Source organism: Clostridiales bacterium, from assembly GCA_017569285.1.
Classification (GTDB): Bacteria; Bacillota; Clostridia; order Christensenellales; family Aristaeellaceae; genus Aristaeella.
Genome location: CP069419.1, coordinates 1,289,205 through 1,303,858, shown reverse-complemented (window position 1 = coordinate 1,303,858; position 14,654 = coordinate 1,289,205). Strand labels below are relative to the sequence as shown.

At 59.8% G+C, this 14,654-nt stretch carries 14 protein-coding genes; 10 read left to right on the top strand and 4 right to left on the bottom strand.

Translation table 11 applies throughout. The features are described 5' to 3' along the window. Positions 1-12: 12 nt before the first annotated feature. The 4 genes from JNO48_05635 to JNO48_05620 are packed head-to-tail and all read left to right on the top strand — an operon-like array spanning position 13 to position 4,924. Complete coding sequence (locus JNO48_05635; protein QTE69380.1) at positions 13-765, top strand: carbohydrate-binding domain-containing protein; 753 nt, start codon at positions 13-15, stop codon at positions 763-765. Positions 766-777: 12 nt separating this feature from the next. Continuing rightward, on the top strand, positions 778-2,028 hold the full coding sequence (locus JNO48_05630) for a phosphodiester glycosidase family protein (GenBank protein ID QTE69379.1): 1,251 nt from the start codon (positions 778-780) through the stop codon (positions 2,026-2,028). Beyond that, positions 2,025-3,710: a CotH kinase family protein gene (locus JNO48_05625; GenBank protein QTE69378.1), complete on the top strand. Its 1,686-nt coding sequence runs from the start codon at positions 2,025-2,027 to the stop codon at positions 3,708-3,710. The genes JNO48_05630 and JNO48_05625 overlap by 4 nt, the downstream gene beginning before the upstream one ends. Then, positions 3,707-4,924, top strand: coding sequence for a PIG-L family deacetylase (locus JNO48_05620; protein QTE69377.1), 1,218 nt, complete (start codon positions 3,707-3,709; stop codon positions 4,922-4,924). The genes JNO48_05625 and JNO48_05620 overlap by 4 nt, the downstream gene beginning before the upstream one ends. Positions 4,925-5,000: 76 nt before the next feature. Here the strand turns inward: JNO48_05620 and JNO48_05615 are convergent, their stop codons facing one another. Beyond that, the gene (locus tag JNO48_05615) at positions 5,001-6,506 is read right to left on the bottom strand and encodes a family 43 glycosylhydrolase (protein ID QTE69687.1); all 1,506 of its coding nucleotides are present in this window, start codon (positions 6,504-6,506) and stop codon (positions 5,001-5,003) included. Positions 6,507-6,712: 206 nt separating this feature from the next. Here JNO48_05615 and JNO48_05610 point away from each other — a divergent pair, with 206 nt between their 5' ends. Genes JNO48_05610 through JNO48_05590 form a run of 5 tightly spaced genes read left to right on the top strand, consistent with a single transcriptional unit; the run spans position 6,713 to position 11,461 of the window. Continuing rightward, entirely contained in the window at positions 6,713-7,633 is a 921-nt protein-coding gene (locus tag JNO48_05610) for a phosphodiester glycosidase family protein (GenBank protein QTE69376.1), read from the top strand. Between the two features lie 3 nt (positions 7,634-7,636). Continuing rightward, positions 7,637-8,638, top strand: coding sequence for a prolipoprotein diacylglyceryl transferase (locus tag JNO48_05605; protein ID QTE69375.1), 1,002 nt, complete (start codon positions 7,637-7,639; stop codon positions 8,636-8,638). Between the two features lie 13 nt (positions 8,639-8,651). Next, the gene (locus tag JNO48_05600; protein QTE69374.1) at positions 8,652-9,557 is read left to right on the top strand and encodes a leucine-rich repeat domain-containing protein; all 906 of its coding nucleotides are present in this window, start codon (positions 8,652-8,654) and stop codon (positions 9,555-9,557) included. Positions 9,558-9,583: 26 nt separating this feature from the next. Then, positions 9,584-10,516, top strand: a complete 933-nt coding sequence (locus JNO48_05595; GenBank protein QTE69373.1) for a phosphodiester glycosidase family protein — start codon at positions 9,584-9,586, stop codon at positions 10,514-10,516. A 6-nt stretch (positions 10,517-10,522) separates the two neighbouring features. Beyond that, a complete protein-coding gene (locus tag JNO48_05590; protein ID QTE69372.1) occupies positions 10,523-11,461 on the top strand; it encodes a prolipoprotein diacylglyceryl transferase in 939 nt (312 codons plus the stop codon). A gap of 65 nt (positions 11,462-11,526) precedes the next feature. Here the strand turns inward: JNO48_05590 and JNO48_05585 are convergent, their stop codons facing one another. From JNO48_05585 to pepT, 3 genes are all read right to left on the bottom strand, one after another. Continuing rightward, complete coding sequence (locus JNO48_05585; GenBank protein QTE69371.1) at positions 11,527-12,111, bottom strand: flavin reductase; 585 nt, start codon at positions 12,109-12,111, stop codon at positions 11,527-11,529. A gap of 25 nt (positions 12,112-12,136) precedes the next feature. Next, the gene (locus tag JNO48_05580) at positions 12,137-12,592 is read right to left on the bottom strand and encodes a MarR family transcriptional regulator (protein QTE69370.1); all 456 of its coding nucleotides are present in this window, start codon (positions 12,590-12,592) and stop codon (positions 12,137-12,139) included. Between the two features lie 97 nt (positions 12,593-12,689). Beyond that, the gene (gene pepT, locus JNO48_05575) at positions 12,690-13,889 is read right to left on the bottom strand and encodes a peptidase T (GenBank protein QTE69369.1); all 1,200 of its coding nucleotides are present in this window, start codon (positions 13,887-13,889) and stop codon (positions 12,690-12,692) included. Positions 13,890-14,097: 208 nt separating this feature from the next. On the opposite strand from pepT, the gene JNO48_05570 reads away from it, so the two are divergent. After that, positions 14,098-14,646, top strand: coding sequence for a YcxB family protein (locus JNO48_05570; protein ID QTE69368.1), 549 nt, complete (start codon positions 14,098-14,100; stop codon positions 14,644-14,646). Positions 14,647-14,654 lie beyond the last annotated feature (8 nt).

Genomic DNA, 14,654 nt, shown 5'->3' with positions numbered 1-14,654 from the left:
GGAGGAACCCGGATGATGAAGAAAAGCGTGATTATCCTGCTGGTGATCATGCTGTTCGCAGCAGTACCTGTCCTTGGAGAAGACGCGGCTGTTGTTTCTTTTTCAGACATGGGGCTGGAGCAGGAAACAGAGGGCGTGTCCTTTGACAACGGGGTGGTCCGGATTGAAAAACCCGGAACCTACGTGCTCTCCGGCACACTGACCGACGGGCAGATTCATGTGGACGTGAAGGAAAAGGGCGACGTTGTCCTTGTCCTGAGCGGGGTGGAAATCCACAACAAGGCGAGCGCGGCCATCGAAGTGGAAAGGTGCGGCCGGCAGGCGGTGATCTCCCTGGCGGAAGGAACAGAGAACATTATTTCCGACGGACCGCAGAGCAACGCGGATCCGGATGAGGATCCGAGCGCGGTGCTGTTTTCCGCGGCAGACCTTGTGATTGAGGGAAGCGGAAGCCTGCAGGTGACCGGCGGACGGGTGGACGGAATCGCGTCCAAGGACACCCTGGTCATCCGCGGCGGGAAGATTGTGGTGGAAGCTGTCCGGCACGGCATCAAGGGGAAGGACAGCGTGCAGATTGCCGGCGGCGAGATCGAGATCAACGCGGGCAAGGACGGCATCAAGAGCACCAATAAGGAAAAATCCTCCCTGGGTTATGTGGAGATTATCGGCGGAAGGATCACCATCCGGAGCGGCGATGAGCCGATCCAGGCCGAAACCCACTATACCATCGAGAATGCCAAGGTCCGGATTATTGTGAACGAATAAGCAGGCAGAAAAATGAAGAAATATAAAGCGCTCCCGGCAGCGGCGGCCGTGGCCGTGTTATTGCTGCTGGCGGTGATTGTTACCGGGGTTTTCGCGGAGGCTTCCTACCGGGAGCTGAAAAAAGGAGACAGCGGCCCGGACGTGACGGCGCTGAAGGAAAGATTGTTTGACCTCGGCTACATTACCTCCCGGAACTTTGGGGATGACTATAACAAAAACACAGTGGAACGAATCCGGCAGCTCCAGAAAAAGAACGGACTCCGGCAGACGGGAATCGCCACCCCCGAACTGCAGGAACTGATTTTTTCGGATAACTGCATCGGAAAGGACGGAAAGAAGCGGGCGGCGGCCGACAGCAGCAACGGGAAGGCGCCGGCCCGGTTCCTTATGCCTGAACCGGCCGGGAAGACGAAGATCCCGCTGGATGAGGAAGGGTTCTATGACGCGGAGAAGCCCTACGTCTACGCGGACCGGAAGGCCGGGGTATGGAGCTATGTGAGCCGGGATATCCATGTGGAGGTCCGGCAGCGTGTGGACAAATCCGTGCCGCACCAGTGGCTGGAAGCGGCCATCCGCTACCGGGAACCGGCGTTTTTCGGCGCGATGGTGAATGAAGCGCCGCCGGAGAAAATGACCAAATCCGGCACGTTCCTTTCCAAACCGACGACGATTGTCCGGGACCACAAGGCCGTATTCGCGTTTTCCGACGATTTCTTCGGATACCGGATGCTGAACAAGCAGACAACGGGCATTGTGATCCGGAACGGCCGGGTCTGGTCCGAAAAAACGAAAAAAGGGGACAGCCGGGTATGGCCGCCCCTGGACCTGATTGCCCTTTTTGACGACGGGCACATGAAAACATATGAATCGGATTCGCACACCGCGCAGGAATACCTGGACATGGGCGTCGTGAGCACATTTGCCTTCGGCCCGATCCTGGTGGAGAACGGCACGGTGTGCCCGGACCTGAAAAAGTGGCGGACCACGGACCGGGCCCCGCGGATGGCCATGGGGATCACCGCGGACGGGACCATCCTGGCCGTGGACGTCCTGGGCCGCCGGAAGGACGCGGTGGGGGTCACCATCACCTGGCTGGCGGACAAACTGATTGAACTGGGCGCCGTTGAGGCGGTGAACCTGGACGGCGGCAATACCACCTGTATGATCTTTATGGATGATGTGATCAACCGGCCGGCAGGGGTCAAGGAGAAGGACCTGCGGACCGTCAACGGGATGATCGGCATCCGGGAGGGAAAAGAATGACAGTACGGGGATTCAGGATCCGGGTTTTCCTGTGGATCCTGGCGGCGCTGCTGGCCTGCCTGGGGGCAGCGCATGCGGCTTCCGGCGGACCGGAGGTCTGGATTTCACCGGACGGGGAGCTGACGGCAGACGCGATTACATTCAACAGGAATGAAGGAAAAGGCTATACGCTGTATCTTCCGGGAAACCTGAAGACGGAAGACCTTAAATTCGGCCTCGCGGACGGGGTACCGTTCACATTCGGCTCCCGTTCGGTGCAGAGCGGAGACGGGGCCGGGATCATCAAACCCGGAAAATACCAGATCAAAATCGGAAAGACCAGGGCCAGCCTGCAGGTGATGCGGGGATCGGCAAACCTGCCGGCGGTGTATGTGACCACGGCGAGCGGCAGCCTGAAGAAAATCGAAGCGAAAAAGGACAATAAGGAACCCGGGTACCTTGTGTTCCGCGGCCCGGACGGAAGCGTCCAGTATGACGGCGAGCTGGAGCATGTAAAGACCCGCGGGAATTCCTCCATGCAGTTCAAAAAGAAGAATTACCAGATCAAGCTGGCCAAAGGAACCGACCTCCTGGGAATGGGCAAGGCCAAGAAATGGATTCTGACCGGCAATTACCGGGACAAGTCCTACCTGCGGAACCAGGCGGTGCTGGACCTGGCCGCGGCCATCGGCCTGGATTACACCCCGGAGCATACCGCTGCGGAGCTGTACATCAACCACGAGTACCGGGGACTGTACCTCTTTTCCGAAAAGGTGGAGATTGACAATGACCGGGTTGCGTTTGCCGACCTGGAAAAGGCAACCGAAAAGGTGAACAGCGAGCCCCTGGAGAAAAACAAACTGGTCGGCAAAAAGGCATCAACCAAAGGCCATTACAAAGCGTACAGTATTCCGGTGGATCCGGAGGATATTACCGGAGGCTACCTGATCGAATACGAAAGCTATCCGGTGCGCTACGGAATGGAAGCCAGCGCCTATACTACGAAAAAGGGCGGGGTCTTGGTGTCCAAATCACCAGAATACATATCATCCGCACAGATGAAGTATATTTCCGCCCTGATGCAGTCGTTTGAAAACGCCATTATGGCATCGGACGGAAAGGATCCGGAAAGCGGGAAACACTATACGGAAATTGCGGACGAGGAATCCCTGGCCCTGAAGTACATGGTTGAAGAAATCAGTGAAAACTACGACGGGAATTCCTCCAGCCAGTATTTCTACAAGCCGCAGGACAGCATCAGCGGGAAGATTTATGCCGGGCCCGCGTGGGACTATGACAGCACCTTCGGCTCCTATGCCGCGAAGCATAACGCCAAGTATGTGCTGAACCCGGAATACCTGTGGATCGCCAAGGGCGACAAGACCGCCTGGTATCCGGCCCTGTACCGGCATGAGGACTTCCGGCAGAAAGTGGCGGAGCTCTGGCAGGAAAAGGCCCGGCCTGCCGTGGAGGTACTGCTGGGCAAACGCGAAGCCGGGGAAACGGGCATCCAGTCCATCGACCGCCTGGCCAAGTCCATTGAGGATTCCGCGGCGATGGACCGCCAGCGCTGGCTGCGCCCGGACGTATCGAGTACGGTAGCCCAGACGGGCGGCTCATTCAGCGAGAACGTCCGGTTCCTGAAGAATTACCTGGAGAAGCGGTATCACTTCCTGAACGGGGAATGGGGTGGCGGAAAATGAGCATGAACGGATATGCCCGCCGGCTGGTTTCGGGATTCCTGCTTTTCCTGCTGCTGGTGACGATGATTCCCGGGGGAACGGCCGAACCACCGGAGGCCGAGCCGTATGCGGAGGAAATCACTGCCGGATGCACCTGGGGCGGCAACTCCAAGGAAAGCAAAAAGAACACCTTCCAGCTGATGACGGACGGCGACGTCAGCACCTACTTTGCGCTGAAGGAAAAGAACGGTTTCCTGACCATTGACAGCCCGGAGCCGATCTACGGCGTTTCGGTGATGCTGTACGACCGGTTCAACCAGGATTATTCCTATGACCTGCAAACCGCGGGCGCGGACGGGGAATGGAAAACCATCGGGCAGAGCAAATACCTGAGCAACTGGCATCCGCTGGAGGAGCCGGTGAACCGGATCCGGATCCTGACGACGAGCAGGGAGCGGCTGCGGATTGCGGAGCTGCAGCTGTTCGGCGAGGGAAAGAAACCGGAAGAGGTCCAGGACTGGCAGGACCTGGACAAGGCGGACATGATGCTGCTGGCCTGCCACCCGGATGATGAAGTGCTCTGGTTTGCCGGGCTGATGCCGGTGTATGCCGACCGCGGCTACAAGGTGCAGCTGGCCATGATGACGCCGGAATATGAGGAACGCCAGCTGGAACTGCTGCAGTCCGCCTGGCACTGCGGGATGCGGTATTATCCGTATTTCATCGGGCTTCATGACAAGAACGGCCATAAAAACCTGGCCAGGCAGTATACCCTGTGGAAGGGAAAAACACGGGTGCACCGCCTGGTGACGGAATGCTTCCGGAAATTCAAACCGGAGGTGGTGGTGACCCACGGGGAAGGCGGCGAGTACGGGCACAGCGCGCATAAAGCGACGGCGGATTCCGCCAAGACCTGCATCAAGTATGCGGCCAACAGCCGGAAATATCCGGAGTCGGCCAAAGAATACGGGACCTGGCAGGTGAAGAAGCTTTACCTGCACGAGTATGAAAAGAATAAGGTGTCCATGGACTGGACCCAGCCGCTGGAATCATTCGGCGGGAAAACGGGGTTTGATATTGCCGGGGAAGCGTTCCTTTACCATGTTTCCCAGGTCAAAATCGGCCACTATGAGTTCAAACCGGTGGGCGACCACGACAATACGGCCTTTGGCCTGTACTATACCGCGGTGGGGCCGGACCAGGGGAAGAACGATTTCATGGAGAATATCCCGTGATCCACCGGAAACGGGGCTATGAAAAAACCAGGCTGACAGTTCAGCCTGGTTTTTTGCGCCCGGGGCAGATGCTTATTCAGCAGGACGGATTGTGAACCCGGTAGGTAAATTCGCGGAAAGCGGCGCTTCCGCCGGTTTCTTCCGCCGCGTACAGGAACAGCCCGAACCGGCAGCCGGTGAAATGATCCAGTGCAAAGGCCATGGGATGGACGGGCCCCAGCGGCTTCCATCCGGCCGCGTCCCGGTATTCAAACTGCACTTCGCCCTTCAGCCCGGCAAAGCGGACATTGGCCCGCAGGCGGACTTCCGCCCGGTCCCACGGGATCCGGGCGTACTCCTTTTCTTCCTTCTCCCCGGGCTTCCGGGCTTTCATGACCAGCGCAACCCCGCCGGCATCGCGGGTGATTCCGGCCAGGCCGTAGCTGCCGATGAGCAGGCAGAGGCCGGCGGTATCCCCCGGCCGGATTGCGGACGCGTCCACGGTGACCTCCGCCGCACAGCCGGGAAGGACGGTGCGCTGGGTGATGGTATTCCGGGCATGCTCCAAGGTCCGGCTGATTTTGTCCGTCCGGATGATATAGGCGCCGTTTCCGGTTTCCCAGCAGCCTTCCCGGGACTCATGGTTGAACTGCCAGACGTTCTTCAGCGCGGGGGAGGTGAAATCATCATCGGCAACCAGGGGTTCCGGAACCCAGTCCGGCCGGGTGCAGGTGTTGGCAATTTCCTTTGTTACGGGACCGAAAACCGGACAGCCGGATTCATTCCAGGTGACGGGAACCAGGACCGGAATCCGCCCGACCGGGCCGCGGTCCTGGAAGAGGACGGCAAACCACCGGCCGTCCGGTGTATCCACGATGCCGCCCTGCGCCACGCCGCTGTTGAGCCCGTCCAGGCCGGAAACCAGCACATCGCCGCCGGTCCATTCCCCGTCCAGTGAATCCGCGGTAAAGCAGGCTTCCGCGCGGAACCACCGGTCCTGCAGGGAATGGATCATCAGGAGGACATACTTCCCGTTGATTTTGTAGATGTGGGAGCCTTCATACCCGAGGAAATCCCCCGGGGCATCCCGGACGATGATCCGGTCCAGGCCGCCTTCCTTCGGGCCGCTGAGGTCTTCGTGCAGCTCCGTCAGGCGGATATTCCGGTTGCCGTACACGATATACACCCGGCCGTCCTCATCGAACAGCAGGGAAGAATCGTGGTAGATTCCCCCGATATACTGCTTTTTCCAGGGACCTTCGATGCGGTCCGCCGTGAAGAGGAAGGTTTTCGGCCACTCATGGGCGATGAAGACCGCATAGAACCGGCCGTTGTGGTACCGCAGGGAAGCCGCCCACATGCCGTGGCCGTAGGCGGTCTGCTCCCCTTCCAGGATTTCCCCGGGCGTATGCTCCAGGGTTTCATACAGGTATGTGCAGATTTCCCAGCGGATGAGGTCATGGGATCTGAGGATCACTCCGCCGGGGAAGAAATGCATGGTCGTACTGATCATGTAATACGTATCGCCGACCCGGATGACATCCGGATCCGGGTAATCCATTCCCGTGAGGGGATTGAAGCCGGGGGAGATCTGGAAATCCATATTTTCTGCCATATCCGATTACTCCTTTTCTGACGGGAGCATACCCCATCCGGCGTCCAAATGTCAATCCGCCCGGCCGCGGAAGGCGGCCGGCGGAGGGGCCGATCCGGCCGGGCGGGGGAGAAGCCTTCCGGACGCTTTTATCTTGCGGAGACAAAGCTTGTCATGGTATAATTTACCAAATGCTCACAGGGAGGAACATGCTTGTGACCGGGAAGATTATCCGCTGGATTGTGACGGTGCTGCTGCTGGCGGCCATGGCGATGGTCGTGTCGTCTCCGGCGTCCCTTGCGGAAACGCATCCGCTGGCGATGGACATGAATGTTTTCGGCGATGAAATGAAGGCGGACGGCTGGATTTCCAAGGAAGAATACCAGGATGAATCCATCCATATCCAGCTGGACAGCCGAACCCGCAAAACCAAGTCCAGCGCGGACAAGACCACGATTACCTGGGTGACGGTGGAGATTGCGGATGCCAGCCAGCTGCGGACGTATTTCAGCGACGGCAGCTATGACAGCCGGAAGCAGGAACGCTCCAATGTGATGACCAAGCGCACGCGCGCGGTCGTGGCGATGAACGCGGATTTTGCCAAGTATACCTACGACTTCGGATATATTATCCGGCAGGGCGTATTTTACCGGGACGCGCTGGACCAGCAGAAATATCCCCGAGACGTGCTGGTGATTGACAGCGAAGGCGATTTTTCGATTATCCCCAACGCGACCAGCGGGGATATGCAGGCATTCCTGGCCGAACTGGAGGCGTCCGGACGGATTGCCGTCAACTCCTTCACTTTCGGCCCGGCCCTGATCAACAACGGCGAGGTACAGACCATTACCTCCAAGGAGCATGAAGCCAAGCTGGCGACCGCCCGGATCTGCATCTGCCAGCTGGACCACCTGCGCTACGCGATCGTGGTGGTCAACGGCGGGAACGGCGTGGGCATCAACCTTCAGGAACTGGCAAATTTCATTCCCGAAATCCTGCCGGACTGCAAGGTGGCCTACAACCTGGACGGCGGCGGCTCCGCCCACCTGCTGCTCAACGGCAAGATGGTGAACAAAACCGCCAACAGCCGGGGAATCTCGGATATCATCTATTTTGCTTCGGCGGCGGGAGAATAATCCATGACAACGATTGATGCGGGTGCATTCACATTTTATCCCTACGGGCTCGCATTGGCGGCCGGTGCGCTGGCCAGCCTGCTGCTGATGAGGCTCCTGAGCCGCGGCCACCGCCTGAAGGCGGAGACGGCGAGCTGGTTCGGCCTGTTTGCGATTCCCCTGGCCGTCCTCTGCGGGCGGATCCTTTACTTCCTCGTATCCCTGCCCTGGTTTATCGACCGGGGCGCTGAAACCTTCTTCCATTTTACGGAAGGAGGTTATATGCTGTACGGCACCATGGCCGGGATCGTCCTTGCCGCGTGGCTGACCGGACGGATTACGCACCAGGGGACCGCCCGGATCCTGGACGGCGCGGCGGCGCCCTTTGCGCTGTTTACGGCGGCAGCCCGGTGCGCGGAAAGCCTGGCGGGGGTCGGACTGGGCGAATACATCGAAGAGTGGTTTGACCCCATGTTCGGCCGGTCCTTGATTGAACTGGAGGACTCTTCCTTCTTCCAGCGGTTTCCGTTCGGCGTGCTGGACGCGGACGAGCTGTGGCGGTTTCCGGTATTCCTCCTCGAAGCAATTGCGGCGGTCGTATTCCTGATCCTGCTGCTGCGGATCCGGACCCGCCGGGACGGGACGAAAGCGCTCCTGTTCCTTGGACTGTACGCAGCCCTGCAGACCTTCCTGGAGAGCATCCGGATCGACCTGGAGCTGCGCTGGGGATTTGTGAAGATCAACCAGCTGCTGGCCCTGCCCGCGATGGCGCTGATCATCGCAATCTGCATTCTTCGTACGCCCCGGGAGGAACGCTCCTTCCGGCGTTTCGCGGTGCCGTCGGCCGGCATCCTGCTGTGCTGCGGCGTAATCATGGCGATGGAATTCGCCCTGGAAAGCAAGATCAAATTCCTGACCTGGATGCGGATGGACCTTTGCTGGATGGTAATGCTGACCGCGGCGGTCTGCATGGCCGTATGCGCCTGCCGCCTGATTATGAAAACCGACAGGTGCGGGAAAGACTGACCGGAGGAATTGTATGCGCAGGATATGGATCGCAATACTGGCGGGACTGCTTCTCTGCATGACGCTGACGGCGGGAACGGCGGAGGGAGGCGAAACGGTCTCCTTCGGAAAGCTGACGGTTCCGGCGGACGCGGAAAGCATCGACCTGGGGAAGGTTGCGGTTTCCGGCAGCGGATATCCGGAATTCTATGACTTCCTGGCCCAGCTGCCCAACCTGAAGCATGTGGACATGTATTCCACCAAGATTCCGCGGAAGCGGATTGAACAGCTGGCGGAACGGTTCCCGGAGGTGGAATTCGGATGGACGATGGTGGTCGGGAACCATACGGTGCGGACGGACGCCGTTTCGTTTTCCACATCCCACAGCGACAGCTCGGCACGCCACAAGAACGAGGATTTTTCCGTGCTGAAATACTGCAAAAACCTGGTGGCCCTGGACATCGGGCATAACGCGGTGAACGACCTTTCCTTCCTGAACGACCTTCCCAACCTGAAGATCCTGATCCTGGTGGACAACCAGTTCCAGGATATTACGCCGGTTGCTTCGCTGACAGGGCTGGAATACCTGGAACTGTTCTACAACGATATCCGGGACGTATCCGCCCTGCCGGCCCTGGTGAACCTGAAAGACCTGAACCTCGGCTTCAACCGGATTGCGGACATCTCGCCGATTGAATCCATGACATGGCTGGAACGGCTGTGGGTTCCGCAGTACAACAGCCACAACCCGACCAAGAAGCCGGACCCGGAAGCCGTGCAGCGCCTGCGGGACGCGCTTCCGGACACCCTGATCGATTCCACTGCCAAGTCATCGGTGGGAAACGGGTGGAGGGACCATCCCCGGTACACGGTGATGCGGGAAATCTTCAAAACGAACAGCTGGATTCCCCTGGACGGGGAGGAAAACCCGGAACCCTGATCATGAAACGAAGAGAGGCTGATACCATGCGCGTTCTGAAAACCATCCCAGCCATCCTGCTGGCGGCCGTACTGGCGGCTGTTTCCGTTTGTGCCGCGGCGGAAGGGGAATTCCGCCCCCTGCCGATTGACCTGAGCGGCGGCGCCCCGCTCCATGAGCAGTACGCCTCGGACAAGCTGGTTTATGAGGATCCGACGATCCGCGTGGAGCGGAGCCTCCGGACCCAGAGCGACGTGATCAACCGGGAATACTATATCGCCGATATCGTGATCCGGGATCCCTCCCAGATCCGGACCGCCAGCGCGGAACCCACCACGTTTATCTCGGAGCGCCGGGTGGTGGGCACCACGATCGCACGGCGGGTCAACGCCGTGTTCGCCATGAACGGCGATTACTGCGGCGACTTCCACGGAAACGAATCGTCCAAATTCGTCCTGCGCCAGGGAACCATTTTCCGCGATACGGTGGACCAGCGGCTGGATATGCTGCTGATTGACGAAGCCGGGGATTTCCACATCATCCGGGGCAGTGAAGACCTGGCTTCCATGGACAAGACGCAGATTGACGGGAAAAAGGTGATCAATGCCCTGCAGTTCGGCCCGGCCCTGGTGATTGACGGCGTGCCCACCGAGGATGATTACCTGATGTCGGCCAAGCATTCCCCGCAGTTCGCCGACCCGGACGGCCGGGAGGACCGGCTGTGCATCCTCCAGGAAGGCCCGCTGCATTACAAGGTGATTGCCACCCGGAACGGCGCGAATATGGCGCAGTTCAAGCAGCTGGTGCTGAGCCTTGCACCGGACTGCACCAACGCGTATGTGCTGGATGGCGGCGGCTCCACCCAGCTGGTTTTCCTGGGCGAGTGGTACAACAATGTGACCCAGAAAACCAAGCAGAACGTCCGGAAGCTGTCGGATATCGTGTATTTTGCCAGCGCCTGGTTTGAGGAAGGTGAATAAAGGATTATGATGACCACCAATCCGGCTGCCTACCTGATTTTCCTTGCCGGAAGCTTTGCGGTATGCTTTGCGCTGTTCGGGCTTTCCGCCCGGACGCGGATGAAGCTGGAAGGCGGAAAAGCCGCCGCGCTGGCGGGACTTTCCCTGGGACTGGGCATCCTCCTGGGGCTGGTCGGCGCCAAGCTGCTGTATTTCCTGTTCCGCGCATCCTATATCTTCAAAACCGGTTTCGGGAAATACCTGTTCTCCCTGAAGGCGGATGAGCTGTCCTACTACGGCGGGGCAGCCGGCGTCTGCTTCGGCGTATTCCTGGCCGCCCGGATCCTGGGACAGAAGCCGGGAAAGACGCTGAACGCGTTCGCGGCATCCGGCGCGCTCCTGGCCGCGCTGGCCCGGTTCGGGGAATACTGGCTGGGCGCGCTGGGAACCGGGGATTACCTGGAGGAAGCGCTGCCTTTCCCCTTTGCGGTTTATGAAGCCTGGAACCCGGATTTTCCGGAGTATTACCTGGCGGTATTCATGCTGGAAGGCATCCTGTACCTGCGGATTGCCATCTTTGCCCTGCGGAACCGCGATGACCGCCTGTGCTTCCTGCGCACGATATTCTACCTGTGCCTGGCGCAGATTATCTGTGAAAGCGCGCGGGCCCAGAGTATCCGCTGGCTGTTTGTCCGCTATGAGCAGCTGCTCTGCTACCTGATCGCCGAAGGAATCCTGGTATGGTACGCAATTGCCGGCCGTAAGCAGGGAAAGCGCAACTGGGGCGCGGCCATGTTCGGCCTGCTGGTCTGCGCGGTGACGATCCTGGAGGAATTCATGCTGGACGGGAAGATCACGCTGGGCGAGATCGGCCTTCCGCCGGTGGTGATCTATGCTTTGATGGCCTGGGGACTGCTGGAGCTTGCCGGCTGGGAACGCTCAGCCCGCCGGAAACTGGAGAACTGAAAACAACCGAGGGAAAACCAAAACCACCGGCACTGCCGGTGGTTTTGCTGTTTCCGGAGGCGGGATTACCGGCCCGCAGAAATGAACTTTTTCGCAGGTTCGCCCCAGGCACCCAGGTCCCCGCCGTTCCAGGCGAAATAGCGTTCGCAGGTGGTGGAGACCGGCGCGACGGCGGCCAGCTTTTCCACGGAGGTGACGGCATCATCGTCCAGCGCTTCATCCTGGAGCACATTGCGGATGGCGCAGAGCATCACCTCGCCGTCGTCCATGGGCAGGAACTGTTTGACTTCCAGTTCAAAGGCCACCGGGGAAGCGGTGAGGACCGGGACGGGCAGCACGCGGCCTTTTTCGATTCCCGCAACGGGCTTCATTTTGTCCGGGCTGTGGCCGTCGGTGGTTCCGAGGTAATCCGCCAGGGGTAGGAGCGCTTCGGTGACGAGGCAGGCGGAAAAGACCTTCTGCTGATGGATGTTCTCCTTGGTGAGCTTATCCCCGCCGATGCAGGCCATGACGCCCAGATCGGTATCCCAGATATAGCTGAACCAGCAGAAGAGGCCGAAGTCCGGCCGGCCTTCCTTATCATAGGTTCCGTAGAGGAACAGGGTCTGGGGGCAGAAATCGTTGGTGGGGGCTTTACTGATTTTATTCATGTTTTTTCCTTTCTGAGCCGGCGGCTCATCCATCTGTTTTTCCTGGATTCCGGTCCGCCTCCCGCACGTTCTCCAGCACGCGCAGGAGGAAGCTTTCAAAGGAGGCAACCTCGTTTTCCTCAAAACCGCGGAAATAGATATCGGTCATCTTTTCCGAGACAGCGGTGTACTGTTCCCGGCACTGGACGGCCTTCGGGCCGAGGAAGATCCGGATGACGCGCCTGTCCTCCGCAGAGCGTTTCCGGACCACCAGGGCGGCATCCTCCATCCGGTCCAGCATGCCGGTGAGCGTACTGCTGGCCAGCCCGGTCCGGCGGCCGATTTCGATGGCCGAAAGGCCGTCCTGCTGCCAGAGAGCATCGAGGATTTTGCCCTGCGGACCGTTGAACTGAACCGCTCCGGATGCGGAAAGCAGCTTCTCAAATACGCGTCCGCCGATGAGGCGGATCTGGGCAATGTAATCCCCGCTGCGTGAAATCATGACGATCTCCTCCTTCTACATAGGATATTACTATATAGTAATATAATTGTCAACCCCGTGAATCCGGAAGAATAAAAAAACGGATGGGCGATGCCCATCAGCTTTTTACCAGGGAAACCAGCACATCCACCATCTTCTCCATGGCGGGGACGGGGATCAGCTCCTTCCGCCCGTGGAAGTTGTATCCGCCGGTGGACAGGTTGGGGCAGGGGAGCCCCATGTACGACAGGCGGGCGCCGTCGGTTCCGCCGCGGATCGGCTGGACGAGCGGGTCGATCCCGTTGGCTTCGAAAGCCATTTTTGCCCGGTCCAGGATCTCCGGATGCTGTTCCACGATCTCCTTCATGTTCCGGTAGGAATCCTTCAGCTCCATGGCCACGGTGCCGGCGCCGTACCGCCGGTTCAGCACTTCCGCGGCAGCGGTCATCATGGTCTTCCGGGCCTCCAGCTTCGTGATGTCATGATCCCGGAGGATGTACCGGAGCTCCGCGAACTCCTCATTCCCGGTCATACCGGTGAGGTGGTAGAACCCCTCATAGCCCTCGGTATGCTCGGGCCGCTCCCAGGGCGGGAGCATTCCGGCAAACTCCATGGCGATGAGCGCCGCGTTGACCATCTGGTTTTTCGCGCTGCCGGGATGGATGCTGATGCCCTTCACCCGCACGATGCAGGAGGCGGCGTTGAAGCACTCGTATTCCAGCTCGCCCAGGGCGCCGCCGTCGACGGTGTAGGCGAAATCCGCCCCGAAACCCGGGACGTCGAAGAGGTCCGCCCCGCGGCCGATCTCCTCATCCGGCGTGAAGGCAATGCAGATTTTTCCGTGGTCCGGCGCGTCCGGCGCGAGCATCCGCTCACACAGGGCCATGATTTCCGCCACGCCGGCCTTGTCGTCCGCCCCGAGGACGGAATCCCCGGAGGTGACGATCAGCTCCTGGCCTTTCAGGCTGTCCAGGAAGCTGAACCCGCTGATTTCGACGCCGTTTTCCAGGCGGATTGTTCCGCCGTCATAGGCGGGAATGACCTGCGGCCGGGTGGCGCCCGGAACCGCGTCGGAGGTATCCATATGGGCGATCAGCCCGATGGCCGGGGCATCCGCCTTTCCCCGGGCGGGGATAAAGCCGTACACATATCCGTGCTCATCCATGCAGGCGCCCTGCACCCCCATGGCGTTCATTTCGCTGACCAGCAGTTCCCCCAGCACCTTCTGGCCCGGGGTGGACGGGCAGCATTCGTTTGCCTCACAGGAGGTGGTTTCCACCTGTACATATCTCAGGAACCGTTCCTTGACACTGCTCATAAAATCCTCCCTGTTTTCCCGGCCCCAGTTTCCGTGCCCGGGACCCTGCGCTGCTGACATCATACCACATTCCCGGGGAAACGGAAACGCCCGTCCCGGCAATCCGCTATTGACATTCCGGGGCAAGTAAGATATTTTTGCAGGGAAAAAACGAACGAGACCGGCCGCAGGAAAAACGCGGCAGGAACTGAAAAAGGATGTGCAGGATATGGCGGATGCCCGGGAAATTACGATTCCCGTTCAACTGGATGCCGGAACGTTCCGACGCTTTGCGTGTTTTGATACCCTGATCCGGAAAAAACGCGGGGTCCGGCCGGCGGTGTTTGCCGTGATCATGACGGCATTTGCCATCATCGCGCTGCTGAGCGGGAAACCGCAGAGCGGGCTGATTGCCGCCGTGCTGCTGGCGGTGGGCTGCGGGCTTCCGCTGGTTTATTTCGGGGTATTCCTGGGACAGGTGAACCGGCAGGCGGCGCAGCAGAAGCTCGAAAAGGGAAAGGCCGTCTATACGGTGACGCTCCGCGGGGACGGTTTTACGGTGGTCAGCAACCGCAAGGCGGGCGAGACCGTCACCGTCCTGTGGTCGGACGCGGACAGCGCGTACCGGAAAAAGGGATGCATCTACCTGTATGCCAGCCCGCAGCGGGCTTTCCTGCTGCCCGACGGACAGGCGGACGCGCCGGATGAAGCGGTATGGCAGGCGGTGGTCCGGGGACTGGGAGAAGAAAAATGCCGGCCGGCCGGAACCCGGGGATAAAGCCGTTC

Coding starts and splice junctions, on each gene's coding strand:
- JNO48_05570 (QTE69368.1), top strand. CDS start 14,098: ATGGCGGATGCCCGGGAAATTACGATTCCCGTTCAACTGGATGCCGGA.
- pepT (QTE69369.1), bottom strand. CDS start 13,889: ATGAGCAGTGTCAAGGAACGGTTCCTGAGATATGTACAGGTGGAAACC.
- JNO48_05585 (QTE69371.1), bottom strand. CDS start 12,111: ATGAATAAAATCAGTAAAGCCCCCACCAACGATTTCTGCCCCCAGACC.
- JNO48_05635 (QTE69380.1), top strand. CDS start 13: ATGATGAAGAAAAGCGTGATTATCCTGCTGGTGATCATGCTGTTCGCA.
- JNO48_05620 (QTE69377.1), top strand. CDS start 3,707: ATGAGCATGAACGGATATGCCCGCCGGCTGGTTTCGGGATTCCTGCTT.
- JNO48_05590 (QTE69372.1), top strand. CDS start 10,523: ATGATGACCACCAATCCGGCTGCCTACCTGATTTTCCTTGCCGGAAGC.
- JNO48_05605 (QTE69375.1), top strand. CDS start 7,637: ATGACAACGATTGATGCGGGTGCATTCACATTTTATCCCTACGGGCTC.
- JNO48_05580 (QTE69370.1), bottom strand. CDS start 12,592: ATGATTTCACGCAGCGGGGATTACATTGCCCAGATCCGCCTCATCGGC.
- JNO48_05595 (QTE69373.1), top strand. CDS start 9,584: ATGCGCGTTCTGAAAACCATCCCAGCCATCCTGCTGGCGGCCGTACTG.
- JNO48_05615 (QTE69687.1), bottom strand. CDS start 6,506: ATGGATTTCCAGATCTCCCCCGGCTTCAATCCCCTCACGGGAATGGAT.
- JNO48_05625 (QTE69378.1), top strand. CDS start 2,025: ATGACAGTACGGGGATTCAGGATCCGGGTTTTCCTGTGGATCCTGGCG.
- JNO48_05600 (QTE69374.1), top strand. CDS start 8,652: ATGCGCAGGATATGGATCGCAATACTGGCGGGACTGCTTCTCTGCATG.
- JNO48_05630 (QTE69379.1), top strand. CDS start 778: ATGAAGAAATATAAAGCGCTCCCGGCAGCGGCGGCCGTGGCCGTGTTA.